Annotated in this window: 25 protein-coding genes; 9 read left to right on the top strand and 16 right to left on the bottom strand. The window is 56.5% G+C overall.

Annotated elements, in window-relative coordinates; genetic code table 11:
- Window positions 1-89 precede the first annotated feature (89 nt).
- On the top strand, window positions 90-2,519 hold the full coding sequence (locus C3451_RS01350) for a glucose/quinate/shikimate family membrane-bound PQQ-dependent dehydrogenase (RefSeq protein ID WP_124304201.1): 2,430 nt from the start codon (window positions 90-92) through the stop codon (window positions 2,517-2,519).
- A gap of 86 nt (window positions 2,520-2,605) precedes the next feature.
- On the opposite strand, the gene pqqF is transcribed toward C3451_RS01350, so the two are convergent.
- The 7 genes from pqqF to C3451_RS01315 all read right to left on the bottom strand — a co-directional run bounded on the left by pqqF (window position 2,606) and on the right by C3451_RS01315 (window position 9,258).
- The gene (gene pqqF / locus C3451_RS01345; RefSeq protein ID WP_124304200.1) at window positions 2,606-4,882 is read right to left on the bottom strand and encodes a pyrroloquinoline quinone biosynthesis protein PqqF; all 2,277 of its coding nucleotides are present in this window, start codon (window positions 4,880-4,882) and stop codon (window positions 2,606-2,608) included.
- Window positions 4,883-4,887: 5 nt separating this feature from the next.
- Window positions 4,888-6,030, bottom strand: coding sequence for a pyrroloquinoline quinone biosynthesis protein PqqE (gene pqqE, locus C3451_RS01340; RefSeq protein ID WP_023299985.1), 1,143 nt, complete (start codon window positions 6,028-6,030; stop codon window positions 4,888-4,890).
- The gene (gene pqqD / locus C3451_RS01335) at window positions 6,017-6,295 is read right to left on the bottom strand and encodes a pyrroloquinoline quinone biosynthesis peptide chaperone PqqD (RefSeq protein ID WP_003857508.1); all 279 of its coding nucleotides are present in this window, start codon (window positions 6,293-6,295) and stop codon (window positions 6,017-6,019) included. Before pqqD ends, pqqE begins: the two co-directional genes overlap by 14 nt.
- A gap of 2 nt (window positions 6,296-6,297) precedes the next feature.
- The gene (gene pqqC, locus C3451_RS01330) at window positions 6,298-7,053 is read right to left on the bottom strand and encodes a pyrroloquinoline-quinone synthase PqqC (protein ID WP_023306095.1); all 756 of its coding nucleotides are present in this window, start codon (window positions 7,051-7,053) and stop codon (window positions 6,298-6,300) included.
- Between the two features lie 2 nt (window positions 7,054-7,055).
- A complete protein-coding gene (pqqB, locus tag C3451_RS01325) occupies window positions 7,056-7,973 on the bottom strand; it encodes a pyrroloquinoline quinone biosynthesis protein PqqB (RefSeq protein WP_023306096.1) in 918 nt (305 codons plus the stop codon).
- A 55-nt stretch (window positions 7,974-8,028) separates the two neighbouring features.
- Window positions 8,029-8,100, bottom strand: a complete 72-nt coding sequence (pqqA, locus tag C3451_RS01320) for a pyrroloquinoline quinone precursor peptide PqqA (RefSeq protein ID WP_002905689.1) — start codon at window positions 8,098-8,100, stop codon at window positions 8,029-8,031.
- Between the two features lie 138 nt (window positions 8,101-8,238).
- On the bottom strand, window positions 8,239-9,258 hold the full coding sequence (locus C3451_RS01315; protein WP_124304199.1) for a dipeptidase: 1,020 nt from the start codon (window positions 9,256-9,258) through the stop codon (window positions 8,239-8,241).
- 255 nt (window positions 9,259-9,513) lie between these two features.
- Between C3451_RS01315 and C3451_RS01310 the strand changes: the two genes are divergently transcribed.
- Window positions 9,514-9,960: a hypothetical protein gene (locus tag C3451_RS01310; RefSeq protein ID WP_045621643.1), complete on the top strand. Its 447-nt coding sequence runs from the start codon at window positions 9,514-9,516 to the stop codon at window positions 9,958-9,960.
- 67 nt (window positions 9,961-10,027) lie between these two features.
- On the opposite strand, the gene yajD is transcribed toward C3451_RS01310, so the two are convergent.
- On the bottom strand, window positions 10,028-10,375 hold the full coding sequence (yajD, locus tag C3451_RS01305; RefSeq protein ID WP_038415976.1) for an HNH nuclease YajD: 348 nt from the start codon (window positions 10,373-10,375) through the stop codon (window positions 10,028-10,030).
- A 208-nt stretch (window positions 10,376-10,583) separates the two neighbouring features.
- Between yajD and C3451_RS01300 the strand changes: the two genes are divergently transcribed.
- Both C3451_RS01300 and C3451_RS01295 read left to right on the top strand, forming a co-directional pair.
- Entirely contained in the window at window positions 10,584-11,618 is a 1,035-nt protein-coding gene (locus tag C3451_RS01300) for an LLM class flavin-dependent oxidoreductase (protein ID WP_022647957.1), read from the top strand.
- On the top strand, window positions 11,611-12,558 hold the full coding sequence (locus tag C3451_RS01295; protein WP_032622195.1) for a zinc-dependent alcohol dehydrogenase family protein: 948 nt from the start codon (window positions 11,611-11,613) through the stop codon (window positions 12,556-12,558). The genes C3451_RS01300 and C3451_RS01295 overlap by 8 nt, the downstream gene beginning before the upstream one ends.
- Here the strand turns inward: C3451_RS01295 and C3451_RS01290 are convergent.
- Window positions 12,555-13,595 carry an AI-2E family transporter gene (locus C3451_RS01290; RefSeq protein WP_003857467.1) on the bottom strand — a complete coding sequence of 347 codons (1,041 nt, stop codon included), beginning with the start codon at window positions 13,593-13,595 and terminating at the stop codon, window positions 12,555-12,557. The genes C3451_RS01295 and C3451_RS01290 overlap by 4 nt on opposite strands.
- Window positions 13,596-14,015: 420 nt before the next feature.
- On the opposite strand from C3451_RS01290, the gene mdtJ reads away from it, so the two are divergent.
- Window positions 14,016-14,378, top strand: a complete 363-nt coding sequence (gene mdtJ / locus C3451_RS01285; protein WP_032624865.1) for a multidrug/spermidine efflux SMR transporter subunit MdtJ — start codon at window positions 14,016-14,018, stop codon at window positions 14,376-14,378.
- Window positions 14,365-14,694 carry a multidrug/spermidine efflux SMR transporter subunit MdtI gene (mdtI, locus tag C3451_RS01280; protein ID WP_022647960.1) on the top strand — a complete coding sequence of 110 codons (330 nt, stop codon included), beginning with the start codon at window positions 14,365-14,367 and terminating at the stop codon, window positions 14,692-14,694. Before mdtJ ends, mdtI begins: the two co-directional genes overlap by 14 nt.
- Window positions 14,695-14,699: 5 nt before the next feature.
- Here mdtI and C3451_RS01275 read toward each other — a convergent pair whose 3' ends face one another.
- The 4 genes from C3451_RS01275 to C3451_RS01255 all read right to left on the bottom strand — a co-directional run bounded on the left by C3451_RS01275 (window position 14,700) and on the right by C3451_RS01255 (window position 19,066).
- On the bottom strand, window positions 14,700-15,521 hold the full coding sequence (locus C3451_RS01275; protein ID WP_045621645.1) for a serine protease: 822 nt from the start codon (window positions 15,519-15,521) through the stop codon (window positions 14,700-14,702).
- Window positions 15,522-15,799: 278 nt separating this feature from the next.
- The gene (gene asr / locus C3451_RS01265) at window positions 15,800-16,105 is read right to left on the bottom strand and encodes an acid resistance repetitive basic protein Asr (RefSeq protein ID WP_022647962.1); all 306 of its coding nucleotides are present in this window, start codon (window positions 16,103-16,105) and stop codon (window positions 15,800-15,802) included.
- A 148-nt stretch (window positions 16,106-16,253) separates the two neighbouring features.
- On the bottom strand, window positions 16,254-17,738 hold the full coding sequence (locus C3451_RS01260; RefSeq protein ID WP_045621647.1) for a carboxypeptidase M32: 1,485 nt from the start codon (window positions 17,736-17,738) through the stop codon (window positions 16,254-16,256).
- A 74-nt stretch (window positions 17,739-17,812) separates the two neighbouring features.
- A complete protein-coding gene (locus C3451_RS01255; protein WP_045621649.1) occupies window positions 17,813-19,066 on the bottom strand; it encodes an MFS transporter in 1,254 nt (417 codons plus the stop codon).
- A gap of 121 nt (window positions 19,067-19,187) precedes the next feature.
- On the opposite strand from C3451_RS01255, the gene C3451_RS01250 reads away from it, so the two are divergent.
- The 3 genes from C3451_RS01250 to bioD all read left to right on the top strand — a co-directional run bounded on the left by C3451_RS01250 (window position 19,188) and on the right by bioD (window position 22,262).
- A complete protein-coding gene (locus C3451_RS01250; protein ID WP_022647965.1) occupies window positions 19,188-20,093 on the top strand; it encodes a LysR family transcriptional regulator in 906 nt (301 codons plus the stop codon).
- A 121-nt stretch (window positions 20,094-20,214) separates the two neighbouring features.
- Window positions 20,215-21,435 carry a sugar metabolism global transcriptional regulator Mlc gene (gene mlc / locus C3451_RS01245; RefSeq protein ID WP_022647966.1) on the top strand — a complete coding sequence of 407 codons (1,221 nt, stop codon included), beginning with the start codon at window positions 20,215-20,217 and terminating at the stop codon, window positions 21,433-21,435.
- 131 nt (window positions 21,436-21,566) lie between these two features.
- Window positions 21,567-22,262 carry a dethiobiotin synthase gene (gene bioD / locus C3451_RS01240; protein WP_045621651.1) on the top strand — a complete coding sequence of 232 codons (696 nt, stop codon included), beginning with the start codon at window positions 21,567-21,569 and terminating at the stop codon, window positions 22,260-22,262.
- On the opposite strand, the gene clcB is transcribed toward bioD, so the two are convergent.
- The 3 genes from clcB to osmW form a co-directional block, all read right to left on the bottom strand.
- Window positions 22,197-23,507 (bottom strand): voltage-gated ClC-type chloride channel ClcB, encoded by a 1,311-nt coding sequence (gene clcB, locus C3451_RS01235; protein WP_124304198.1) that lies wholly within the window; start codon window positions 23,505-23,507, stop codon window positions 22,197-22,199. The two genes, bioD and clcB, sit on opposite strands and share 66 nt — an antisense overlap.
- A 104-nt stretch (window positions 23,508-23,611) precedes the next feature.
- On the bottom strand, window positions 23,612-24,760 hold the full coding sequence (osmV, locus tag C3451_RS01230) for an osmoprotectant ABC transporter ATP-binding protein OsmV (protein ID WP_022647969.1): 1,149 nt from the start codon (window positions 24,758-24,760) through the stop codon (window positions 23,612-23,614).
- Complete coding sequence (gene osmW, locus C3451_RS01225; protein WP_022647970.1) at window positions 24,760-25,407, bottom strand: osmoprotectant ABC transporter permease OsmW; 648 nt, start codon at window positions 25,405-25,407, stop codon at window positions 24,760-24,762. The genes osmV and osmW overlap by 1 nt, the downstream gene beginning before the upstream one ends.
- Between the last annotated feature and the right edge of the window lies 1 nt (window position 25,408).

Genomic DNA, 25,408 nt, shown 5'->3' with positions numbered 1-25,408 from the left:
ATACGAACAATTAGCGTTGTGCAGGGTTTTAACATCGTGGCAGTTAATAAAACCCTGCTTTATATAAAGTAATCAGGAGATTCATTTTTATGTCAGACAATAATCCCCGCCCATTGGGCTGGTTAGGCCCGTGGTGCCTGCTGGTGGGTGTGGTACTTCTTGTGACGGGGCTGTTTTTTGCCATCGGCGGTTTTAAACTGGCTTCCCTGGGGGGGAGTTGGTACTTTCTCATTGCCGGGGTTTTCACGCTGCTCTCTGCAATTCAGTTTTTCCGCCGCAAATCCTCTGCCGTAGGGCTGTTTGCTCTGGTGTTTCTTGGCACCCTGATTTGGGCATTTTTCGATGCCGGACTCGACTTCTGGCCGCTGGTTTCCCGATTAATGGTACCCGCCGGGCTGATGGTGCTGGCAGCAGCCACCTGGCCTGCATTGCGTAAGCGTGAAGGAAAACCGTCCTCCACGAAAGGGGCGATGGCGGTCTGCGCGGTCCTTATTATCGGCATGGGCGTCACCTTTGTTCAGATGTTTCAACCCCATCCGACCGTGCCGTTTAGCGGCGAAAAGCTCCCGCTGGTGCCGGTAAAAGAAGAGGCGAAACAGCAGAACTGGGATCACTACGGTAATACGGCTGGCGGTAGTCGCTTTGTGGCGCTGGACCAGATAACCCGTGACAACGTGAAAAACCTGAAACCGGTCTGGACCTACCATACCGGTGATATTCCGCAAAGTCCGGATGGCAATGGCGCAGAAGATCAGCAAACGCCGCTACAGGTAGGCGATCGTGTCTTCCTCTGTACGCCGCATAACAACGTGATCGCCGTGGATGCCGATAGCGGGAAAGAGATCTGGAAAGCGGAAATCAACGCTAAGTCTGCCATCTGGATGCGCTGCCGTGGCCTGGCGTACTTTGATGCCACCAAACCGCTGGCACAGCCAACGGTAGCCGGCTCCACACCGGTTCTGCCAGCGCAGGTCGCACCGGGCGCGGCATGCCAGCGCCGTATCCTGATGAATACCATTGACGGTAAGCTGATCGCGTTAGACGCCGATAACGGCAAATTCTGCCCGGACTTCGGTACTAACGGCAGCGTTAACCTGCATGAAGGAATGGGCGACGCGTCAGATCCAACCTATGTGTTGACGTCGGCCCCGACGCTGGCGGGTACCACGGTCGTGGTTGGCGGCCGCGTTGCGGATAACGTCAGCACCGATATGCCGGGCGGCGTAATACGTGGTTATGACGTGATCACCGGCCAGCTGCGCTGGGCGTTCGATCCGCGTAATCCGGATCCGAACTATGTTCTGAAGCCCGGCGAACACTACAAACGCAGCTCCGCAAACTCCTGGGCCCCTATGTCCTGGGATGCGTCGATGAATACCGTGTTTATCCCGATGGGAAGTTCCTCTGTCGACCTGTGGGGCGCTGACCGTATTCCGGAAGATCACAAATACGCCACCTCAATTCTCGCGCTGGATGCGACTACCGGGAAAGAGAAGTGGGTATACCAGACCGTGCATAACGACCTCTGGGATTTCGATATCCCGATGCAGCCGAGCCTGGTTGATTTCCCAACGAAAGAGGGCAACAAGCCCGCGGTGGTAGTGGGCACTAAAGCGGGGCAAATTTACGTTCTCGATCGCCTGACGGGTAAACCGCTCACTGAAGTGAAAGAGGTTCCGGTAAAACCAGCGGATATTCCACGTGAACAGTACCCGGCAACGCAGCCTCGCTCTGTGGGGATGCCGCAGATTGGCGCAGAAACCCTGAAAGAATCTGATATGTGGGGGGCGACGCCGTTTGACCAGCTGGCCTGTCGTATCAGCTTCAAATCAATGCGTTATGACGGTCTGTACACGATGCCGGGAACCGATATTTCCCTGAGCTTCCCGGGCTCGCTGGGGGGAATGAACTGGGGCAGTTTGTCCACCGATCCGAACAACCAGTATAACTTCGTCAATGACATGCGTCTGGGCCTGTGGGTTCAGCTGATTAAGCAAGATCCGCAGAGCGCGGTGGCAAACACGGGCGGTGAAGCCGTGAACGCCGGGATGGGCGCCGTTCCGATGAAAGGAACGCCGTATTCGGTCAACAAAAACCGTTTCATGTCACCGCTGGGCATTCCGTGCCAGAAACCACCGTTTGGCTCTCTCTCCGCCATTGACCTGAAAACGCAGAAAATCGTCTGGCAGGTGCCGGTCGGTACCGTACAGGATACCGGTCCGTTTGGGGTAAAAATGCGTATGCCAATGCCTGTCGGTATGCCGACGCTGGGCGGTACGCTGGCCACGCAGGGCGGTCTGGTCTTCATTGCGGGAACCCAGGATTACTACCTGCGCGCCTTTGATTCCTCTACGGGGGAAGAAGTGTGGAAAGCGCGTCTTCCGGTGGGTAGCCAGGGCGGACCTATCAGCTATGTATCACCGAAAACCGGCAAACAGTACATTCTGATCTCTGCTGGCGGTGCACGCCAGTCGCCGGATCGTGGTGACTACGTGATTGCCTACGCGCTGGATAAATAACAGCGAAATAAGCAACCTGGCCCCGTCGTAGTACGGGGCTTTTTTTTGACTAAAAACCACGGATATGAAGAAAGCGGCGGGTCCGGTCAGCCCGTGAAAAGCACCCGCCAGCGACGGCGATGGCGAGTCATCTCGCGCCATAGTGCGATTATCTCGTCATGTTGCAGGGCATCAACAGCCTGCGGCGTTAACACCGGTAAACCATAGCGCTGGCGCAGGGCGGCTACTGCCGTGGCGCTGGCATTCATCGGTGACCGGATTTGCGTCGCCAGCTGCTGTCGCAATACGCTGAACGCCGTCACATCGCACAGCGTCAGCTCACGCAAAAATTGTTTGCAGCAACCCAACAGGTTCACGGGAGAGCGGTCAGGCGACTGTAACGCCAGCAGCAGGCCATCGCGATCGGCAATACGCTGATAACGACAGCTGACCACGTAGCCAATCTGCTGTTCCACGCGCAGGCGCTGGAAAAATTGCGGTTCGCAGCATAATGCCAGCAGCCGCAGCGCGGCGAGCGACGCGCCCGGCGGCAGGGGAATAAACACCAGCAGCGCCGAATCCGCGCTGGCGTGCGGAATGTGTTCGATCCCGCCGGGACAACCGCTTAATGGCGGCGGCTTAGCGTTAACCGGCGCCCGGAGCAGGCCAAGCTGCCGGGCTAACCCGTGCGCGTGTGCGACGCTGCCGCCAACTAGCGCCGCCAGCCAGCCGTCCCGTGGCGGATCCGATGCCAGACGTTCAGGCAATTGCTGAAGCAGCTCACGGATGGCAATGCCTTCTGGCACTGGCGTAAGAGCCGGGGCGGGGTGGGAGAGGCGATCGATTATCGCCCCGATGATGTGTTCCGCCGTAGCTACGGCGTCAGGAAGCCGCAGGGTGAGCTGCCAGCTACCGTCAACCGTTTGCCACTCGCCGCTGCCGTCAATATGGCGCAGTTCAGCAAGAAGAGGGCGTAACTGTTTGCCCATCGCCACCCCCTGCGCCCGTTCCAGGCACGAATAAAAAGGCCTGCGCAGGATCAGCGTTGGCGGTTGTGTCTGCGCCGACAAATGCAGCAGCGGAGCGGCTTCTGACGTCGGGGCTGGCGTAACATACCTGGCAGTCTGCGGGTAGAAGGAAAACGCGATGGGGCTATCATCTGCAACCGGCTGGCGACGCCAATGGCTAAGCGGCAGAGCAAACCCCTGGCTGGCGATAATTTCAGCGGTTTCAATTTTTTTGCAGGCCAGATACGAGGTGGGCGCCGCCAGTAAATCGGCACAAAAGGCGGAAAAACTTACGGGCGCCGCACCGGGCGCAAAACCGAACGCCCGCTGGCGCAGCTGCTCCAGCGTCGGCAGGGCGCTAAAACGCTGCTGTGCCAGCCGATAATAATGCCGCTGCTGCTCATCCGTCGTTTGCTGTAGCGCCCGTAGCCAGTGGGTAATATGCGGGTCAATCTCCTCGGGTCGTTCGCTATCAACCGTTAGCGCCAGCCAGCCGTTATCGTTATCCTGATAAAGCCAGTTCAGGGCGACATCTTCTGCCAGCCCTCGCGCCCGCAGCCCGGCAATCAGGCTTCCGGGGGCGTCGTCCAGTAAAAACTCCCGAAATAAGGTGACGCTGTCACTTTTTCGAATTAACGGACAACGCCACAGTGCGGGTCGCTCTGTCACTGCCAGCTGAAAATCTCCCTCAGCGCTAAGACGCAACGGGGGAGCGGTTTCAGGCATGCCACCAGAAGCAAAACCGGACGCAAACGTATGGGCAAGCTCGGCCAGCGCATCCAGCGTTTGCGGCCCTTGCAGCCACAATTGCAGGTGTCCGGCCACATAATAGCGCCGATGAAAGTCGCGCAACGCGGTTTGCAGCGATCCCGTGTCCTGCCCCAGAGAATCCTGGCTACCTACCTGAAAACGGCGAAAAACTGTGGGTTCTTCCATCGCGTGGCGTGCCGCCGCTTCGCGCCTGGCGGAATCATGCTGCTGGATGAGCCGGTTTTCCGCATCAATGACCGCCACTTCGCTCTGTATGTCATCGCATGAAAGCAGCGGCGCCTGCAACATATCCCGCAGTCGTGCGATGCCGTCGGACAGGTTATCGGCGGCCACATCGAAGAAAAATGCGCTGTGGCGAGCCAGCGTGGTGGCATTGACGCTACCGCCCTGACGCTGGACCCAGGCCATGAGTCGATCGTCGCCCTGATAGCGCTGGCTACCGCGGAACAGCAGGTGCTCAAGTAAATGCGCAAGACCGGCGAAGCGCGGTGGCTCGTGATGGCTTCCGGCACTCACGCGCGCCAGCGCCGCCGCGCGTGTCGCCTGCGGCTGATGCACCAGCGTTGCGCGTAAACCGCCTGCCAGCTCCACGATGCGGGTGGTCATTATCGCTACAGTTCCCGGGTTTTATAGATAAGCTGCGAACGTGTACGGTTGCGGAACTGAAGCTGGCCGATTTTCATGTCGCTACAGGCTGCTTCGCGTCGCGCGTCCAGAATTTTATGATGATGCGGCGATTTGCTGCACACCGGATCGGCGTTATCCGCATTCCCGGTGAGCATAAAGGCCTGGCAGCGGCAGCCGCCGAAGTCCTTCTCCTTTTCATCGCAGGAGCGGCACGGCTCCGGCATCCAGTCAAACCCGCGATAGCGATTGAAGCCGAAAGAGTCATACCAGATGGATTCCAGACTCTGCTCAAGCACCGAGGGGAACTCCACCGGCAGCTGGCGCGCGCTGTGGCAGGGCAGCGCCGTGCCTTCCGGGGTCACGCTGAGGAAAATCGACCCCCAGCCGCCCATACAGCCTTTTGGTCGCTCTTCGTAATAATCAGGGGTGACGAACAGCAGGTTGGTCAGATTGCCGCTGGCGGCCATTTTTTGCCGATAGTCGGCAACCACGCGTTCCGCGCGGGCGATCTGTTCTCGCGTCGGCAAAAGGCCCTGACGATTAAGGAACGCCCAACCGTAGAACTGGCAGGTGGCAAGTTCGACGTCGTCGGCGTCCAGTTCGATGCACAGCTCGATGATTTTATCGATCTGGTCGATGTTGTGCCGGTGCAGGACGAAATTCAGCACCATCGGGTAATCGCGCGCTTTGACCGCTTTGGCCATCGCCAGCTTCTGCTGGAAGGCTTTTTTATTCCCCGCCAGCGCGGCGTTGAGCACTTCATCGCTAGCCTGGAAGCTAATCTGGATATGGTCCAGACCGGCCTCGCTGAACGCGTCGAGCTTGCTTTCCGTCAGGCCAATTCCCGAGGTGATCAGGTTGGTATAAAAACCGAGATCGCGGGCGGCGCGGATCAGCTCCGGCAGATCTTTACGCGTCAACGGTTCGCCGCCGGAAAAACCTATCTGCACGCTGCCCATCGCCCGCGCCTGGCGGAAAACCTCAATCCACTGTTCAGTGGTCAGCTCCTGATCCTGCCGGGCAAAGTCCAGCGGGTTAGAGCAGTAAGGACACTGTAGCGGACAGCGATAGGTCAGCTCCGCCAGCAGCCACAGCGGTGGATTGACGGTGGGTTTATTCTGGCTCACGGAAAATAATCCACTTCTGTTGATAAGCGATTTGCAGGAATTCTACGACGTCGTCATCCACGCCGCCGGCTTCCGGGAACCGTTCGTTGAGTATGGCAATGATGGCCGCCGCGTCGCGTTGGCCATCGACCAGTTCGAGGATTGCGGCCGCGGTCTCATTGAGTTTAGCCATGCCTTCCGGATAAAGGATGACATGGCTGTCCTGAGCGGCTTCCCATTGCAGGCGATAGCCGCGACGAAAGGCGACGATGGAGTTTTTTTGCATGCTTATACCAGTCGGGTTGTGTGCCAGGCCGCTTTGTCGGTGACCGTGTGATAAGGCGGACGCTGTAGCGCGTAGGCCATGGTCATCGCGTCGAGCATCGACCACAGGATATCGAGTTTGAACTGAAGGATCTCCAGCATCCGATTCTGCTTTTCTGCGCTATCGCAGTAACTCTTCGCCAGCTCCAGACCGTGTTCAACGTCGCGGCTGGCCTGGCTGAGGCGGCTACGAAAATAAAAATAGCCTTCCTCTTTGATCCACGGATAGTGCTGCGGCCAGCTGTCGAGACGCGACTGATGAATTTGCGGGGCAAACAGTTCGGTGAGCGAACTGCATGCCGCCTCCTGCCAGTTGGCGCGGCGGGCGAAGTTAACGTAAGCGTCCACGGCGAAACGGACGCCGGGCAGCACGTGGCGTTCGCTGATTAAGTCGTCGCGGCTAAGCCCTACGGCTTCCCCCAGCTGTAGCCAGGCTTCGATCCCGCCGTCATGACCGTTGCTGCCGTCGTGATCGAGGATCCGCTGCACCCATTTTCGACGCGTGTGCGGATCCGGGCAGTTCGCCATAATGGCCGCATCTTTCAGCGGGATCGTCGTCTGGTAGTAAAACCGGTTCGCCACCCAGCCCTGGATCTGCTCGCGGCTGGCCTCGCCGTTATGCATCGCGATATGGTACGGATGGTGAATATGATAGTAGGCGCCTTTCGCCCGGAGGGCGTGTTCAAACTCTTGCGGCGAGAGCGTTTCACGAATGTGCATAGTTAGTCCTGAAGCGTGATGGTCATCCCGTCCCAGCTCACTTCAATTCCCTGCTGCGTGAGGGCGTGACGCTGCGGCGACTGCTCGTTAAGGATCGGGTTAGTGTTATTAATGTGAATCAGAATCTTGCGCTTTGCCGGCAGTGAGGCCAGCAGCGCCATCATGCCGTGTTCATCGCCGAGCGCCAGATGGCCCATATCGCGGCCGGTATTGCGCCCGACGCCAGCGGCCTGCAGTTCATCGTCCTGCCAGACGGTGCCGTCAATCAGCAGACAGTCCGCTTTTTTAAGCCACGGCAGGATGTCGTCATCGGGTTCACCGAGACCCGGCGCGTAGAACAGCGTCTGACCGTTGCGGCGGTTTTCGATAAACAGCGCCACGTTATGCCCCGGTAGCGGGCGGTCGCGCCACGGCGAATAGGGCGGTGCGTTACTGGCGATGGGGACAGCGGTAAACTGCAAATCAGGGCAGGCTTCCACGCTAAAGGCGGTGAGCGGTGCGATCGGATGATGAATCAGGCCGCCGTTCCAGTGCCGGAGCATGGTAAAAATCGGGAATCCGCTGGAAAGGTCTTCATGCACCTCCGGCGTACACCATACCTGATGCGGACACCCCTCGCGCAGGCTGAGCAGCCCGGTGGTGTGGTCAATCTGGCTGTCGGTGAGAATAATGCCGCCAATATGCGTGCCGCGCAGAACCTCTTTCTTATTCAGTTCTGGCGTATGGGCAATTTGCTGGCTGATATCGGGCGAGGCGTTACACAGTATCCACTCTTCGCCGTTATCGCTGACGATGATCGACGACTGGGTGCGGGGGGTCGCCTGAAGGGTACCGTTGCGCAAACCCTGACAGTTGGCGCAATTACAGTTCCACTGAGGGAAACCGCCGCCGGCGGCGGAACCGAGGACTTTAATAAACATGAAGATAGGCCAGGTAGTAAAACAAAAATGCCCGCACGGATGGCGGGCTGAGCGATTAGCGGTTGGAAATGTACAGCGTCACTTCCAGGCCAAGACGTAAATCAATAAAAGCAGGTTTCTTCCACATCGTTTTTTCCTCTTTAAAAATGCAGCACCAACACCATTGTTTGTGCCAGTTTTGTGATGGTCATCAAATAATGCGTCACAGTGGGGCAAAGCTCAACCCGAAAGATGTAAGGAATTAACGTAATGTTTACAACGTAACCTATTGTTGCCAAACATTTTGCAATACCTTTTGCCAGTTGCCCCACAGCAGCTTATTCAGCACAAATTGATCATAGCCGCTGTCACGCAACGCGCTGATTAGCCGCGGTAAACCACTCACATCATGCAAATCATCAGGTAACGTGATGCCGTCAAAATCGGAGCCCAGCGCAACATGATCTTCGCCCATGATGTTAATAAGATAGTCGATATGGCGAACGATTGTGCTCAGCGGGGTATCGCTATCGCGTTTACCGTCGGCGCGCAGAAAGGCGTTACCGAAATTGACCCCTGCCACGCCGCCGCTGTCGCGGATAGCCAGCAGTTGCCGATCGGTCAGATTACGCGGTTGCGGGCACAGCGTATGGGCGTTGGAATGGGTGGCGACCAGCGGTGAAGAGGAATGACGAGCAGTATCCCAGAACGCCTTTTCATTCATATGAGAAACGTCAATCAGCATGTTCAGGGCGTTAGCGTGCTTAATGAGGGCGATACCCTCTGCGGTAAGCCCTGGGCCGCTGTCCGGGCTGCCGGGAAACGTCCCGTTAACGCCAGTGCCAAAACGGTTAGCAATGTTCCAGAAAAGCCCAATGCTGCGCACGCCAGCGGCATAGAAAGCCTGTAGATCGCCACCCTCGCCGTCAAAACCGCCCGCACCCTCAATATGCGCCACCATCGCCAGCACTTTATCCTGACGGCAGCGTTCGATATCTGCCGCGCTCAGGCACAATCGCGCCCGTCCATCGGAGTGTGCGATAAGCTGCTTGAGGATCGTCAACTGCTGCCAGAGAATGTCGATCGGTTGCCACGGCTCGCTGGCGTAGTGCGGCGCCATGCGGGCGATATTCTCCTGCGGCGGCACGAACAGCGCGAACAGCCCGCCGGAAAATCCGCCTTGCTGCATGCGCGGATAATCGAGGTGTCCGTTCTCAATGCCGGAAAAGAAGGCCGTTACCGGATCCTGGCGATGATGAAGCCATAAATTAAGCAACAGGTCATTGTGACCATCAAAAATCGCCATAGCGCATCCCACTGTTTTTTATTGCTGAAAAAGTTGCCAGGCACGATAACCGATTTGTCCTGTCCGGCAAGGAGAAACTTACAACTTAGCAGCAATTGTTAATATCACTTAACCCTGAGGAGATCCGCACATCATATTGCGTGGCGAGATAAGAGCATTTCCCGTTCCATCTGCGATTGCATCGCGTACGTTCCCTGAGCTACAGGGCTACGCTATACTTCGCCACTTTGAGTTATGCGTGGCAGGTAACGAAATATGCGGGAGAGCATTAATTTTCTTTTCGTAGTGCTGTCTTTCACGGCACTGATTATGCTGATGCGCTTTTTCATCAGGCGTATTCGGCATCCAACGCGCATCGTTGCCGACAGCCGGGGAATGAAAAAAATCTCTACCCATCCTTCCTGGTTTGGCGGATCGTCAGGTAAAACCTACTTTTATGATGAGCAGTATTTATACGAGGTCATAAATAGCGTCACCCGTAAAATTGAGCTGGCGGCTATCGTAAAAATTAAGCCGGGCTCGACAGTGGTAAATAACAGGCGGATCTGGTCTGTGAGCTATCTTGAGGGAACCCGTGAAAAACAGGTGCAGTTTTATAATAATCTGACGGTGTTTAATCAAAACTTTGCTGCGTTTTTAGAGGTTGTAAAACGCGTGAATCCTGAAGCCGATATTAAGGCCGTCTCCTTGTTCAATCTGTGACAGGAATACATTACCTTTATCTTTCTGACTGCCCATACGGCAGGTATGGGCAGTAAAGCTGCAGATATTACGTCTTCTTGTTCATCATCGCCTTGAGATCGGCAAAGGGGTTAAACGTGGCGACACCCACGTCTTTTTGCGCATCCTCACCTGCGACAACGGTGGTGCCATACTGATCCGCTTCGGTGTACTTTGAGTGTTCGTGGTCATGGCAAAACAGGCACAACAACTCCCAGTTACTGCCATCTTCCGGATTATTGGTGTGATCGTGGTCGATATGGTGGACCGTGAGTTCACGAAGATTCGAATACACAAACTCCCGCGAGCAGCGTCCACAGACCCACGGGTAAATTTTTAGCGCTTTTTCACGGTAGCCGCTTTCCAGCCGTGCGTAGTTTTTGGGGATCAGAGCCATTGCTGATGTTACCTGTTAAAAAAGAGAACAGTTCACACTATATCCCATTTTGAGATGCCAGGAGAATGCCTCCTCTGCGGGAAGGCAGCGTGCGATTTGCGTATTTCTGTCAGTTTATTTGAAGCATTCCGTTAAATAATCACCATTTATTCTCATCGGTTAATGCGTAGAGTAGGGATAACGCAATGCTTTATCAGGATACCCCACTATGAAAAAGATCGGATTTTTGTCGTTTGGTCACTGGACGCCGTCTTCCCAGTCCGGCACGCAAACCGCAGCTGACACGCTGCTACAGTCCATCGATCTGGCTGTCGCCGCTGAAGAGCTGGGCGCGGACGGGGCTTATTTCCGCGTGCACCACTTTGCCCGCCAGCTCAGTTCGCCATTCCCCTTGCTGGCTGCGATAGGCGCGAAAACCAAACGCATCGAAATCGGTACGGGCGTGATCGACATGCGGTACGAGAATCCGCTGTATATGGCGGAAGATGCTGGCGCGGCAGATCTCATCTCCGGCGGGCGATTACAGCTTGGTATCAGCCGGGGCTCCCCGGAGCAGGTGATTGATGGTTGGCGTTATTTTGGTTACGTGCCGCAGGACGGGGAAAACGAATCTGATATGGCGCGCCGTCACACTGAGGTACTGCTTGATGTATTACGCGGTGAAGGGTTTGCGAAGCCTAACCCACAGCCGATGTTCCCAAACCCGCCGGGATTGTTGCGTCTGGAGCCGCATTCAGAGGGCTTACGCGATCGTATCTGGTGGGGGGCTGGCTCCAATGCAACGGCAGTATGGGCGGCAAAACTGGGGATGAACCTGCAAAGCTCAACGCTGAAAGATGATGAAACCGGCGAGCCGTTCCATATTCAGCAGGCAAAACAGATCCGTGCCTACCGACAGGCCTGGGCCGAGGCAGGGCATACCCGTCAGCCACGCGTTTCGGTCAGCCGCAGTATTTTTGCCCTGATGGACGATCGCGACCGGATGTATTTCGGTTCAAGCCGCAATGAGAGCGACAGCGTTGGCTATCTGGATGAGAAAACGCGGGCCATTTTCGGACGCAGCTATGCCGCAGAGCCAGACAAGCTGATTGAACAGTTGAAAAAGGATGAAGCGATCGCGGAAGCGGATACGCTGTTGCTTACCGTGCCGAATCAGCTGGGCGTGGAATACAACGCACATGTGATCGAGTCCATCCTGAAACATGTCGCACCGGAAATGGGATGGCGCGATCGCAATGCGTAATCTGGCCCTCTGGTATCGCCGGTTTGGTGAGCCTGAATCGGTACTGCAAGCGGAAACCACACCATTGTCACCGCGACAGCCGGGAGAGATACGTGTGCGCATGCTTTTTTCTCCGGTGAACGCCTCCGATCTCATCCCCATCACCGGGGCATATCGCCATCGCACGCCGCTGCCCGCAATAGCCGGTTATGAAGGGGTCGGAATAGTGACCGAAACGCCCGCCGCTTACCCGGCGCTGCTGGGCAAGCGGGTCCTGCCGTTACGGGGGCAGGGAACCTGGCAGCGCTATGTCGACTGCCCGGTGGCGTATGCGGTTCCCGTCCCGGACGACATCGACTCGCTTCTTGCCGCGCGGGCGTATATCAACCCGCTTGCCGCTCAGATGATGCTGGACCGCTATCCTCCGATTGGGAAAACGGTGCTGCTCACCGCTGCCGGTTCTGACTGCGCCGTTCTGCTCGGGCAATGGGCACGCCAGGCGGGTGCAGAGGCGGTTTACGGGATCCATCGCTCGCCCGTGCACGCTCAACGTCTGGCTGAAATGGGGATCGTCCCGATTGCGCAAGATGATACGGCCGCCGTCAACGCTGCCGCCGCGCAAGCGGAGGTGGTGTACGACGCCACGGGCGGCAGCCTGGCGGAGGCGATCCTGAGCGTGATGCCCGAAACCGGTACCTTTGTCTGCTACGGGCTACTCTCCGGGCAGACCTTCCGGCAGCAGCGGCCGTTGCCGCGCGTGGCGTGGTTTCACATTCGTAACTATCTGGACGCGCTGAGCGCTGAGGCGTGGCAGGCGGAGTTTCGGCGCATCTGGCCTAAACTGCGCGCCAGCCAGTGCAGCGATGTTACCCTCTACCCGCTGTCGGAATGGCAGCGGGCAGTGGGCAACTACCGCGAAGCGGGAAGAACGGGCAAGCCTATGCTGTCGATGGACAATTAATCGGCCTTATGGCTCATGTCGCTCAGCAGTACAGCGATACTTTGTCCACCGGCGGTCTGCTCCAGGCCAATTTTGACAATAATTGTCAGCGGAACGGAGAGCAGCATGCCGACAGGCCCGAGCAGCCAGCCCCAGAAAATCAGGGACAGGAACACAACAAGAGTTGAAAGCCCCAGCCCGCGTCCCATTATCCGTGGTTCGAGAATGTTCCCGAAGACAAGGTTAATCACCAGATAGCCTGCCAGCAGAATCAGGGCATCATACAAACCGCTGAAAACCAGCACCTGAAGGATAGGGGGGATCGCCGCCAGCACGGAGCCAATGTTAGGAATATAGTTGAGCGCAAAGGCCAGCAGCCCCCAGACGAAGGCAAAACGCACATCCAGCGCGGCGAGCATCCCCCAGACCACTAATCCCGTCACCAGGCTGATGGCCGTTTTCAGCACCAGATAGCGTGAAACGCTGTCGAGCGCGCGCTGAATGGCACCCATTCCCTCAACCGGACGCACCATGATGTGCTGGAGTTTTGCAGGCAGCTGTGGAACTTCCAGCAGCATAAACACAACCGTCAGGAACAGCAGGAAAATCGAGGTCATGGCGTTGGAGAGCTGTGCCAGCAGGCTGGTGACAATCGTCATGGCGGCATTCGGATCGATGTATTTAAGCAGTTCCTCAACCGAGACTTCGATACCCGCGCGTTGCAGCCAGGGTTCAATTTGCAGCAGCGGGGTCGCCAGGGAAGAGCGGTATGTCGGCAGCGTCCGCGCCAGCTCGTTCAGGGAGGTTCCCAGATAGGCGACTAACAGCACCATCGCAACGATAATAATACTGATAAGCAGGCTTATCGCCAGCACACGCGGGATGCGTAGCCGCACCATTCGCTGCACCAGTGGATTGAGGATCACCGCGATAAAAAGCGCCAGGATAAAGGGCACGATGATATCGGCCGCAAAACGAACGCCGGTCAGAATGATCACCAGCATGCCCAGCATGATGACGATCTTAAGCCCGTTGAGGGTGATAATGGGTTTGGCCATGGACGTTCCTGAACAGTTTTTTATTTATAATAGAGGGGAAAGCGGATTAAAAAAACTAACCAAAATCAAACAGACTGGGTAAAGAAATGAAAAGGCTTTGAGTAAATTCCTGGCTTATGATACAAATCAGGCGTGTTCAACTACTGAGGACAATTTTCATCCGCAAAGACGAGAAGCAACACCGCGGATAATTGTAATTTTATGGACAATTTGTTCAGGACGTATTTTTCAAACAACTCTGCTCTGTTTTCTACCTCCCTCTGCACGCTTTCCGGTGAACAACACTGGCGTTCCGCGCTATAGTCACGTCTTCTGCCTGAGCTGGCGCTATGCGCTTAGCTAACTGATTTAATTCCCACTTTTTTGGTTTGCTGTTCGCAGCGAGCCTCGATGGATTATATTCTCAAGCAGGAGAAAAACATGTTTTACTGGATTTTATTAGCTCTGGCTATCGTTGCTGAAATTACCGGCACCTTGTCGATGAAATGGGCGAGCGTGAGTGACGGCAGCACCGGATTTATTTTGATGCTGGTCATGATTACGCTTTCCTATATATTCCTCTCTTTCGCGGTTAAAAAAATCGCGCTGGGCGTGGCATACGCTTTGTGGGAAGGTGTTGGTATTTTATTGATTACGCTGTTCAGCGTCATGATATTTGATGAAACCCTGACGACAATGAAAATTGCCGGGCTGACGACCCTGGTCGCAGGTATCGTGCTGATTAAATCGGGTACGCGCAAACCAGCCAAACAGCAGAAGGAGCAGACCCATGCAGCAGTTTGAATGGATCCACGCGGCCTGGCTGGCTTTCGCCATCGTTCTGGAAATTATTGCGAACGTCTTTCTGAAGTTCTCCGACGGCTTTCGTCGCAAAGCCTACGGCTTGTTATCGATTGCCGCGGTTCTGGGGGCGTTTAGCGCCCTGTCGCAGGCGGTGAAAGGCATCGATCTTTCCGTGGCCTACGCGCTGTGGGGCGGCTTCGGTATTGCCGCCACCCTGGCGGCAGGCTGGATTATGTTCGGGCAGCGTTTAAACCATAAAGGCTGGATAGGGCTGGTATTACTGCTCGCTGGCATGATCATGATTAAACTGGCCTGAGTGACCTACTGCTGCGCCAGGGCTTCCAGCCGGTCGCGAAAACCGGTCACCGCTAACGCTCGGTTATCGGCGCGCCAGCGGTCTTTCGCTGCCGGAGCAGAACTCTGAACGCCAATCAGTTGCCAGCCGTTAACGGTTTTTAACATCAGGGGCGATCCGCTATCACCCGGTAGCGTATCGCACTGATGCGAAAGCACGCTGTTTTGCGCCCAGCCCGTCACCACGCAGTCCGTATGGGTGTACAGCGAATCGAGGTGATCAACAGGGTAGCCTGACTGCGTCACTTTTCGATCGGCGGCTTTCAGGGCGGCGGTGAGCGCGTCTTTGTCACCATCAAAGAGCGGTAGCGGAGCGATCCCGGACGGCGGATAACGTAAAACGATCAGCCCGAAATCCCAGGATGCCGCCCCGGGCGGCACAATCCATCCATCGCCATCCGGTTTCAGGCGTTTCCCGAGCGACGGATCCACCCGCCCCTCAATACCGTGAATTTCGTAGCGCCAAATCCCTTTCTGCGAGACAAAGCGCAGGGCGATCGCTTTATCCGGTTTGCCTTCGGGCGGCATTAACAGGCAATGACCCGCCGTCAGCGCAAGGCGTGGCGTTATGAGAGTTGCGGTACATAGATTGCCGCTGGCGGTTTCCAGTTGCCCGATGGCATCCCAGGGCGCTTCGGTAGGATCGGTGACACGCGTACGATCGTCATGACCAAAAAACAGCGTCTTTACCTCTTTGGCGCTGATGGCCTCATCGTCGCCCTCATCCGCATGTGAAAAGCCTGCAAAAAGGCTAAACGTTCCCAGTAACAACACAACAGATTTACGCATATCACACTCTGGTGGGGGTAATTATGATTATTAAAAGTGAACCCTATGAAAATACTATAGACGCGACGGCGAGAAAGTGGGAGTAAAATCAGCGTGCTACATTCAGGAAAGATAAAAGTGGCTGGCGATGAGCGCGCATAAAATTAGCAGGATAAGAATGAACTCAAACCGATAGCGCCGCAGCATACGCCCTCCGGATAAAAAAACGGCGCTGACCGCAATCCCGTTCAGCGCCGGTTTACCAACGTGCCCCGAAGGGCACGGTTAAGCTTGTACTCTTACGCTGCTGGCTGTGCAGCAGGTTTAGCCGCTTCGTGTTTTGCCGCTTTTTTGTGATGCTTTTTAGCCGCCTGGGCTTTCTGCTCTACCGCAGGTTTTGCCGCTTTTTTGTGGTGCTTTTTCGCGGCCTGCGCTTTCTGTGCTGCCGCTGGTTTAGCCGCTTTGTGATGTTTTTTATGGTGAACCGTTTTGGCCGGAGCAGCGGTGGATGCCGCAGGCGCTGCGGTGGCGGTAGTTTCAGCCGCGAATGCAGCGGAAGAAAGACCCATAGCAGCGGCAACAACCAGAGCTAATACTTTTTTCATTTTCATACCCTCGAATTTGGTTTTTCATTTAACCCCACTGCGGGGCCGTTGAAATAACTATATCCCTGTAAATTCGGGGTTTCCGTGAGTGATTGGTATCGGCGTGTAACCATATGTACAACGCCGGGGTGGCCCCCGGCGCGTTCGTTTACAGGTAGCGGGACGTCAGGTGTTCGCGGAAGTAGCGGATATTCAGATCTTCACCTGTGGCCTGGGTGATGAGCTGCGACGTGCTGAAACGGCTGCCGTGCTGCCAGATATTCTGACGCAGCCAGTCAAACAGCGCCGAGAAATCGCCCCCGGCAATGGATGCCTGCAACCCGGGCAGCGCAGTTTTGGCGGCATGAAACAGCTGTGCCGCATACATTGCCCCCAGCGTGTAAGACGGGAAGTAGCCAAAACCGCCGTCGGTCCAGTGGATGTCCTGCATACAGCCGTTGCGGTAGTTATCTTTGGTGGATAATCCAAGCCAGGCCTGCATTTTCTCATCCCATAACGCGGGGATATCATCCACTTCAATTTCGCCATTGATCAGCGCGCGCTCAATCTCATAGCGCAACACCACATGCGCCGGATAGCTCACTTCATCTGCATCAACGCGGATGTAGCCCGGCTTCACGCGCTGATTCCAGGCAATAAAATTCTCTTCACTGAATGCCGCCTGGCTGCCGAAACGGGCATGGACCGCCGGAAGCAGATGCTTCAGGAAAGCCTCACTGCGGCCCAGCTGCATTTCAAAAAACAGACTCTGGGATTCATGGATCGCCGTAGAGCGCGCCAGCGCAACGGGCTGGCCGGCCCACGCTCGCGGAAGGTTTTGCTCGTAGCGGGCATGTCCGGTTTCGTGGATCACGCCGAAAAGCGCGCTGAGCAGTTCATCTTCATCGTAACGCGTGGTGATACGCACATCTTCCGGCACGCCGCCGCAGAACGGGTGGGCGCTAACGTCCAGACGACCGCCGTTAAAATCGAAGCCAAGCATTTTCATCGCTTCCAGGCCCAGCTCGCGCTGGGTGGCGGTGGGGAAGGGACCCTGTGGCGGAACGAACGATCGTTGAGCCTGTTTTTCCACAACCTTTGCCAGCAGCTCCGGCAGCCAGGACTTCAGATCGCCGAACAGCACATCCAGGCGAGCGCTGGTCATGTCGGGTTCAAAGATATCCAGCAGCGCGTCGTAAGGCGTGCAGTCTTTAGCCTCAGCGCGCAGGCGGGCCTCTTCACGACTGAGTTTCACCACCTCTTTCAGGTTGGCTGAAAAGCCCTGCCAGTCGTTGGCCGGACGCTGAGTACGCCAGGCGTGTTCACACCTGCTGCCCGCCAGCGATTTGGCCTCTACCAGCGATTCCGGCAGTAAAGTGGCCTGCTGGTAGTGGCGCGTCATTTCACGCAGGTTGGCCTGCTCAACGTCGTTCAGATCTTCTTCTGCCGCCGCCGCCAGCCATTCACCCACTTTTTTATCGGTCAGGATCTGATGTTGCAGGACGCTCATCTCCGCCAGCGCTTCACCGCGCGCGGCGCTGCCGCCGGGCGGCATCATGGTAAACATGTCCCAGCTGGCGATGGAGGAGAGGTGAGAGAAGCGGGAGAGACGCTGGAAGGTGCGGGTGAGTTGTTGATAGTTATTGTTTTTCATGAAGTCCTCGTGTCTGAATCAGCCGATGACAAAAATTAGCATCGGCTCGATTTAAACACGAAGAGGGCTGAATGTTAATGCAGTCGTTTATGCAGGCTCGCGCCCACCAGCAGTGCCGCGCACAGCATCAGCGCGATAAATCCGCCCACGCCGTTCCAGCCGTAGTTATGCCAGAACACCCCGCCGAGAGTCCCGGCAATGCTGGAACCGAGATAGTAACTGAACAGATACAGAGACGAAGCCTGACCTTTAGCGCGGCGCGCGCGTGGGCCAATCCAGCTGCTGGCAACAGAATGCGCGGCAAAGAATCCCGCAGAGAAGAGCAGCATTCCGGCAAAAATCAGCCACAGGGAAGAGACAAGCGTCATCAGCAGCCCGAAAAGCATCACGGCTGTGGACACCAGCATCACCGGACCACGGCCGAAGCGCGCGGTCATGGCGCCTGCTTTTGGCGAACTCCACGTCCCGGTGAGATACGCCACAGAGAGCAAACCCACCAATGCCTGGTTAAGATGCCACGGCGAGAGCATCAGCCGGTAGCCAATATAGTTAAACAGCGTGACAAATGACCCCATCAGCAGGAATCCCATCAGAAACAGTCGCGGCAAACCTTTGTCGCGCCAGTGCAGACGGAAGTTGATAAACAGTGTTTTCGGACGCAGGGAAGTCGGGCGGAAATGGCGCGATTCCGGCAGGATTTTCCAGAACATTAGCGCCGAAGCGAGGGCGAAGCAGCCGATTACGGCCAGCGCAATGCGCCAGTTAAAGAAATCGGTAAACACACCGCTGAGCAGGCGTCCGCTCATCCCGCCGATAGAGTTCCCGCTAATGTACAGCCCCATGGAGAAGGCCACGAAACTCGGGTGGATCTCCTCGCTGAGATAGGTCATCCCGACCGCCGCCACGCCGCTGAGGGATAACCCAATCAGCGCGCGCATGATCAGAATGCCGTGCCAGCTGGTCATCATGGTGGACAGCAAGGTACACACGGAGGCCAGCATTAACGCCGTTACCATGACCTGCTTACGCCCGATGGCATCTGAAAGTGGCCCGGTGAACAGCAGACCGATCGCCAGCATCCCGGTTGAAATGGAGAGCGAAATACTGCTGCTGGCTGGCGACACGCCAAATTCATGCGACAGGACCGGCAGGATCGGCTGAACGCAGTAGAGCAGGGCGAAAGTGGCGAGACCCGCTGAGAAGAGCGCCAGCGTGACGCGCATAAACTGGGGGGTACCACGTTTTATAAACTGAACCGGCTGCGGTACTGCGGGTAAATCATCAATGTCGCTGGCCGGCGCGATATCAACGGTCGTTGTACGGCTCACACATAATCCTTGCTTAAACTTCCCCGTGGTTTCTGGTGACGGGTATGACCACAAGATTAGGGTAGGAAAATGTAAATATTCTGTCTAATATATTAATAATCTCAAATGATACTTTAAAAATATGAATATCGAGCTGCGCCATCTGCGCTATTTTGTCGCCGTCGCCGAAGAGCTCCATTTTGGTCGGGCTGCGGCAAGGCTGAATATCTCTCAGCCACCGCTGAGCCAACAGATCCAGATCCTTGAACAGCAGGTTGGGGCGCGTCTGCTGGCGCGAACCAACCGCAGCGTGAGCCTGACGGCGGCTGGAAAACAGTTTCTCGCCGATAGCCGACAGATCCTGAGTATGGTGGTGGACGCCGCCGCCAGAGCGGAACGGCTTCATCTCGGGGAGACGGGAGAGCTGCGCATCGGGTTTACCTCGTCGGCCCCCTTCATCAGCGCTGTTTCACAAACGCTATCCTCGTTTCGCAGTAACTTTCCGGATGTGCATATTCAGACGCGCGAAATAAATACCCGGGAGCAAATATCGCCGCTTAATGAAGGATCGCTCGACCTGGGGCTAATGCGTAACACGCAGTTGCCTGATACCCTGGCGTGGCAGGTGATCCTCCGCGAACCGCTGATGGCGATGATCCCCCGGGATCACCCGCTCGCCGCGCAGCATAGCGTCACGCTGGCTGAACTGGCGAAAGAACCCTTTGTCTTTTTTGACCCACAGGTGGGTACCGGATTGTATGACGATATTCTTGGTCTGATGCGGCGATATGGCCTTGTCCCGACTATCGCGCAGGAAGTGGGGGAAGCCATGACGATCATTGGTCTCGTTGCCGCAGGACTTGGCGTGTCGATTCTTCCGGCCTCGTTTAAACGGGTACAACTGCCGGAAATGCGCTGGGTGAATATTGCCGAGCAGGATGCGGTCTCGGAGATGTGGCTGGTGTGGTCTAAACATCATGAACAGAGCCATGCGGCACAGCGTTTCAAAGAACAATTAATTACCGCTTCTCACGGGCGTTATTTATAGGGAAAAGCAGGCGAAAATGTGCAGTAAATCACATGGCTAAGTAAAAATTTGACGTCAGCCATTGAAGTGCTTCACCATAGCCCTCAGTTTATTTCGAAGCTCGAAAATAAGGGAGTACGAGGTGGTTGCTGATAGTCAGCCAGGGCATATCGATCAGATCAAGCAGACCAACGCGGGCGCCGTTTATCGCCTGATTGATCAGCTGGGTCCGGTTTCGCGTATCGATCTTTCGCGCCTGGCACAACTGGCACCCGCCAGTATTACCAAGATTGTCCGCGAAATGCTGGAAGCCCATCTGGTTCAGGAGACAGAAATTCAGGAGCCGGGCAGCCGTGGCCGTCCGGCGGTAGGGCTGGTGGTGGAAACGGAAGCCTGGCACTACCTGTCGCTGCGAATTAGCCGCGGGGAAATCTTCCTCGCGCTGCGCGACCTCAGCAGCAAGCTGGTGGTGGAAGACCGGCTGGAGCTCCCGCTCGATGCAGAGCAACCACTCCTCGATGCCATTCTGACCCACATCGACCAGTTCTTTATTCGTCACCAGCAGCGCCTTGAACGTTTAACGGCGATTGCGATCACCCTGCCGGGAATTATTGATACCGAAAATGGCATTGTGCACCGCATGCCGTTTTATGAAAACGTCAAAGAGATGCCGCTGGGCGACGTGCTGGAAAACCACACCGGTGTGCCGGTCTACATTCAGCATGATATCAGCGCCTGGACGATGGCGGAGGCGTTGTTTGGCGCCTCCCGGGGCGCGCGCGACGTGATTCAGGTGGTGATTGATCATAACGTTGGCGCAGGTGTGATCACCGACGGGCGTCTGTTGCATGCTGGCAGCAGTAGCCTGGTGGAGATTGGCCATACGCAGGTCGATCCGTACGGAAAACGCTGCTATTGCGGTAATCATGGTTGTCTGGAGACGATTGCCAGCGTCGAAAGCGTGCTGGAGCTGGCGCAGGTGCGGCTCAGCCAGTCAATGAGCTCCACGCTGCACGGTCAACCGTTGAGCGTCGAGGCATTGTGCACTGCGGCAAGGCAGGGCGATCTGCTGGCGAAGGACATCATTACCGGCGTGGGCAATAATGTCGGGCGCATTCTGGCCATTATGGTGAACCTGTTTAACCCGCAAAAAATACTGATCGGCTCCCCGCTCAGCCAGGCGGCGGATATCCTCTTTCCGGCAATTTCCGCCTGCATCAACCAGCAGGCACTTCCCGCGTACAGTAAAAACATCGTGGTCGAAAGTACGCAATTTTCCAACCAGGGTACGATGGCTGGCGCCGCGCTGGTAAAAGATGCGATGTACAACGGCTCGTTACTGATTCGTTTGCTTCAGGGCTAACTCTTTTCCATAGATGTACGAAAAATTGCGCTATCTCAAGCCGGGTAGCGCACGCTTCCCGTAGACTTTCCCCACTGAATTATTTACCTGGTTTATATTTTTTGAAGCATACCCAAGAGGTGGAATGAGTCATGCTTAAGCGTTTCTTTATTACTGGTACGGATACGTCTGTCGGGAAGACCGTCGTATCCCGCGCGTTACTTCAGGCCCTGGCGGCAAGCGGTAAACGCGTTGCAGGATACAAGCCGGTAGCAAAAGGCAGTAAAGAGACGCCAGAAGGGCTGCGCAATAAGGACGCCCTGGTTCTGCAAAGCGTCTCGTCTCTGGAACTGCCTTATGATGCCGTCAATCCTATCGCGTTAAGCGAAGAGGAAAGCAGCGTCGCTCACAGCGGGCTTATCAACTACAGTCTGCTTTCTGATGGCCTGGCAAATCTGAGTGAAAAGGTTGACCACGTTGTCGTTGAAGGGACCGGTGGCTGGCGCAGCCTGATGAACGATTTACGTCTCCTTTCCGAGTGGGTGGTGCAGGAGCAGCTGCCGGTGATTATGGTCGTGGGCATTCAGGAAGGGTGCATCAACCATGCCTTGCTGACGGCGCAGGCTATCGCTAATGACGGCCTGCCACTGATTGGTTGGGTGGCGAACCGTATTAACCCGGGCCTTGCGCACTACGCAGAAATCATCGACGTGCTGAGCAAAAAGCTGCCTGGCCCGTTGGTAGGCGAACTGCCTTATCTGCCCCGCGCCGAGCAGCGCGATTTAGCGCACTATATCGATCTCTCGGCTTTCGGCGGTATGCTGGCCGTAGATCGAGTCGTGGCGTAGCGTTCTCGACAATACCGACGCCACAACACAGGCAACCAGCAAACCGGGAAGTAAAAAATACTGCCCGGTCATCTCACATACCATCAAGGCCGACATGATTGGCGCATGCGTTGTGGCGGCGAGCAGCGTCGCCATTCCTGCCAGCCCAAGCAGGATCGCCGTCTCAGAGCCAGGAAACCACAGCGCAAAGATCTGCGCAAACAGCATTCCCGTTGCCATACCAACGAACAAGGTTGGCGTAAACACGCCTCCCGGTGCGCCGGACCCGCTGCTTGCCAGCACCGCCAGGAGCTTGCAGATAAAGACGCCGGCAATTACCGACAGCAGCGGCGGCGACTGCAAAAACGCCTGAACCACGCTATAGCCATTCCCCCATACCTTCGGCGTCAGCAGCGACAGCAGCCCGACGATCAGACCACCCAGCGCCAGCTGCCAAGGCGGTGAAAGTTTGAGACGCAGAAACAGAGAATGGCTGAAAGCCATTAGCCACATCAAAAGCGGGCCGCACAGCCCAGCCAGCAGACCCACGCCAACGATCAGGAAATAATCCACCGCCGTAAGCATCTCGCTGAGATGGACATCATAAAGTGTATTCGCGCCGGGACTTAACAGGCGCGTGGTCAGCAGAGCCACCACAGCGGCAATCACCACCGGGCCGAGGGAGGCCAGCATAAGTGTGCCAAACAGGATCTCTGCGATAAACAGGCTGCCCGCCAGCGGCGCATGATAGGCGCTGGCCATCCCGGCGGCGGCACCGCAGGCGATCCACAGTTTCCATTCGGACTTCGGCGTACAACGTTGTGCAAAAAAGGAGGCAGCGAGGGCGGCAAGCAGGATCATGGCGCCTTCCCGGCCGATGGCGCTGCCGCTGGCGACCACCAGCCACGAGGCGAGGAATTTCACCAGGCTGGCGCCGTAATCAAACTGGCCATCACCCGTCTCCAGCGCCTCCATATAATCGGTCGGGGCGTGGGGACGTTGTGCCGTCATGCGCTGCCATCCCCACAGTAGCACTCCCGCGGCCAGACCACCCAGCGCAGGCGTGAGCGCCCGCCGCCAGGGCGATAACGCGGCAGCGGCGTTCACCAGGCTTCCGCTTTCGTTGCTGAGAAACAACCACTCCAGCAGATACATGCTGTGGCGGAACACCGCAACGGCCAGCGCTGCCAGCACGCCGGTGACGGTAGCAATCAGGAGACGGCGAAACATCGCGCGGATGTCGGGGTATGCGTGAAGACGTTGCATGAAGTCGTGATTAACGGGGACGATACGATATTGTGGCGGGAAAACGTGAGGTTAGCAAAAGGTATGCGTGCGGAAAAAGGCCGGGCAGTACCCGGCCTGAATGCTTAACTCTCGCTATGAATATTCAACGCCCGGCGCGTACGCCCTGAGCTCAAATACTCCGCAATATAATCCTGGGATATCTCGCCGTTATAGCGTCCGTCCTCGTCCACAATCGGCATCCAGCTGGTGTTGCTCTCATACAGGCGAGAAAGCACCACGCGCAGGTTATCCTCGGCCTTACCTGTCATGCGGAACGGATGCAGAATATCACCGCAGCTGCCGCTGGCATTACGCGCTTCGCGGCGCTTCACAAAGCCCAGCGGTTTGCCGAGATCATCAACCACGGTAATGGCGCGAATATCGTTGTCATCCATGGTGGCGAAGGCCTCTGGCAGCGGCGTCGATTCGCGTACCGTAATCGTCGGCTGCTGGTCGGTGACGTCGCCCGCGGATACCAGCAGCAGGCGTTTCAACGTCCGGTCCTGACCAACAAACGAGCCGACAAACTCATTGGCGGGTTTCGCCAGCAGCTCGTCCGGGCTGGCGCACTGAACAATACGCCCCTGACGGAAGACGGCAATACGGTCGCCCAGCTTCAGCGCTTCGTCAATATCGTGGCTCACCAGCATCACGGTCTTTTTCAGCTTGCGCTGCATCTCCAGGAACTGGTTCTGGATCACCTCACGGTTAATCGGGTCAACCGCGCCGAATGGTTCATCCATCAGCAGGACCGGAGGATCCGCTGCCAGCGCGCGGATGACGCCGATACGTTGCTGCTGACCGCCGGACATTTCGCGCGGATAGCGGTGAAGGAATTTATGTGGATCCATTGCCACCATATCCATCAGCTCCTCGGCACGGGATTTACAGCGCGCTTTGTCCCAGCCCAGCATGCGCGGCACGACGGTAATGTTCTCTTCGATAGTCATGTTCGGGAACAGGCCAATCTGTTGGATCACGTAGCCAATGTTGCGGCGCAGGGTCACGGTGTCCATCCCGCTGGTGTCTTCGCCGTTAATCAGGATCGTCCCGCTGCTTGGCGTAATGAGACGGTTAATCATCTTCAGGGTAGTGGTTTTCCCGCAGCCGGACGGGCCGAGCAGCACGCACATTTCCCCTTCAGGCACGTTCAGGTTGACGTTGTCGACGGCCTTAAACGTCTGGCCGTGCTTCTGTGAAAATTGTTTGGTGAGGTTTTCCAGTTTTATCATTATCGAATCCCCTTCGGAGTCAGTACCACCTGCAAACGGTGCAGCAACCAGTCGAGCACAATCGCTAAAAGACAAATCATCAGCGCGCCCGCAATTAACATACGAATATCACTCCCGCCAATACCGTTAAGCAGCAGCAGGCCCAGACCGCCCGCGCCAATCACGGCAGCAATCGCCATGACGCCGATGTTCATCACCACGGCGGTGCGGATGCCGCCAAAAATGACCGGCAGCGCCATTGGGATTTCCACCCAGCGCAGACGCTGCCAGAAGGTCATGCCGATGCCGCGTCCCGCTTCGCGCAGGCCGGGTGGCAGGCTGTCGAGCGCTGTGTGGGTGTTGCGCACAATCGGCAGCAGTGAATAGAGGAACACCGCCGTAATCGCGGGCAGGGCGCCAATGCCCTGACCGATCAGCGAAAAGAGCGGGATCATCAGGCCGAAAAGCGCAATTGACGGGATGGTGAGCACAATGGTGGCAATCCCCAGCACCGGCGTTGCCAGCCATTTATGGCGGACAATTAAAATACCCAGCGGCACGCCAATAACAATCGCCAGGCCCACGGCAAGTGCCACCAGCCAGAGGTGTTGCAGCGTCAGGGTTAAGAGATAGTCCCAGTTGTCGAGAATATAGTGAATCGTCTCCATA

It is taken from the genome of Enterobacter sp. 301B (genome assembly GCF_003850715.1).
In the GTDB taxonomy this organism is placed as follows: domain Bacteria; phylum Pseudomonadota; class Gammaproteobacteria; order Enterobacterales; family Enterobacteriaceae; genus Enterobacter; species Enterobacter intestinihominis.
Note: the sequence above shows the minus strand (reverse complement) of the source record. Positions and strands in the feature narration are given on the sequence as shown.

What these genes read in the sequence shown, in the direction of transcription:
- bioD (WP_045621651.1), top strand. Translation starts at nt 21,567, where the DNA reads ATGCTTAAGCGTTTCTTTATTACTGGTACGGATACGTCTGTCGGGAAG.
- yajD (WP_038415976.1), bottom strand. Translation starts at nt 10,375, where the DNA reads ATGGCTCTGATCCCCAAAAACTACGCACGGCTGGAAAGCGGCTACCGT.
- C3451_RS01290 (WP_003857467.1), bottom strand. Translation starts at nt 13,595, where the DNA reads ATGGCCAAACCCATTATCACCCTCAACGGGCTTAAGATCGTCATCATG.
- C3451_RS01250 (WP_022647965.1), top strand. Translation starts at nt 19,188, where the DNA reads ATGAATATCGAGCTGCGCCATCTGCGCTATTTTGTCGCCGTCGCCGAA.
- mdtJ (WP_032624865.1), top strand. Translation starts at nt 14,016, where the DNA reads ATGTTTTACTGGATTTTATTAGCTCTGGCTATCGTTGCTGAAATTACC.
- osmV (WP_022647969.1), bottom strand. Translation starts at nt 24,760, where the DNA reads ATGATAAAACTGGAAAACCTCACCAAACAATTTTCACAGAAGCACGGC.
- mdtI (WP_022647960.1), top strand. Translation starts at nt 14,365, where the DNA reads ATGCAGCAGTTTGAATGGATCCACGCGGCCTGGCTGGCTTTCGCCATC.
- C3451_RS01260 (WP_045621647.1), bottom strand. Translation starts at nt 17,738, where the DNA reads ATGAAAAACAATAACTATCAACAACTCACCCGCACCTTCCAGCGTCTC.
- asr (WP_022647962.1), bottom strand. Translation starts at nt 16,105, where the DNA reads ATGAAAAAAGTATTAGCTCTGGTTGTTGCCGCTGCTATGGGTCTTTCT.
- C3451_RS01275 (WP_045621645.1), bottom strand. Translation starts at nt 15,521, where the DNA reads ATGCGTAAATCTGTTGTGTTGTTACTGGGAACGTTTAGCCTTTTTGCA.
- pqqF (WP_124304200.1), bottom strand. Translation starts at nt 4,882, where the DNA reads ATGACCACCCGCATCGTGGAGCTGGCAGGCGGTTTACGCGCAACGCTG.
- C3451_RS01315 (WP_124304199.1), bottom strand. Translation starts at nt 9,258, where the DNA reads ATGGCGATTTTTGATGGTCACAATGACCTGTTGCTTAATTTATGGCTT.
- pqqD (WP_003857508.1), bottom strand. Translation starts at nt 6,295, where the DNA reads ATGCAAAAAAACTCCATCGTCGCCTTTCGTCGCGGCTATCGCCTGCAA.
- C3451_RS01350 (WP_124304201.1), top strand. Translation starts at nt 90, where the DNA reads ATGTCAGACAATAATCCCCGCCCATTGGGCTGGTTAGGCCCGTGGTGC.
- pqqC (WP_023306095.1), bottom strand. Translation starts at nt 7,053, where the DNA reads ATGCACATTCGTGAAACGCTCTCGCCGCAAGAGTTTGAACACGCCCTC.
- pqqB (WP_023306096.1), bottom strand. Translation starts at nt 7,973, where the DNA reads ATGTTTATTAAAGTCCTCGGTTCCGCCGCCGGCGGCGGTTTCCCTCAG.
- osmW (WP_022647970.1), bottom strand. Translation starts at nt 25,407, where the DNA reads ATGGAGACGATTCACTATATTCTCGACAACTGGGACTATCTCTTAACC.
- C3451_RS01310 (WP_045621643.1), top strand. Translation starts at nt 9,514, where the DNA reads ATGCGGGAGAGCATTAATTTTCTTTTCGTAGTGCTGTCTTTCACGGCA.
- C3451_RS01295 (WP_032622195.1), top strand. Translation starts at nt 11,611, where the DNA reads ATGCGTAATCTGGCCCTCTGGTATCGCCGGTTTGGTGAGCCTGAATCG.
- clcB (WP_124304198.1), bottom strand. Translation starts at nt 23,507, where the DNA reads ATGCAACGTCTTCACGCATACCCCGACATCCGCGCGATGTTTCGCCGT.
- C3451_RS01300 (WP_022647957.1), top strand. Translation starts at nt 10,584, where the DNA reads ATGAAAAAGATCGGATTTTTGTCGTTTGGTCACTGGACGCCGTCTTCC.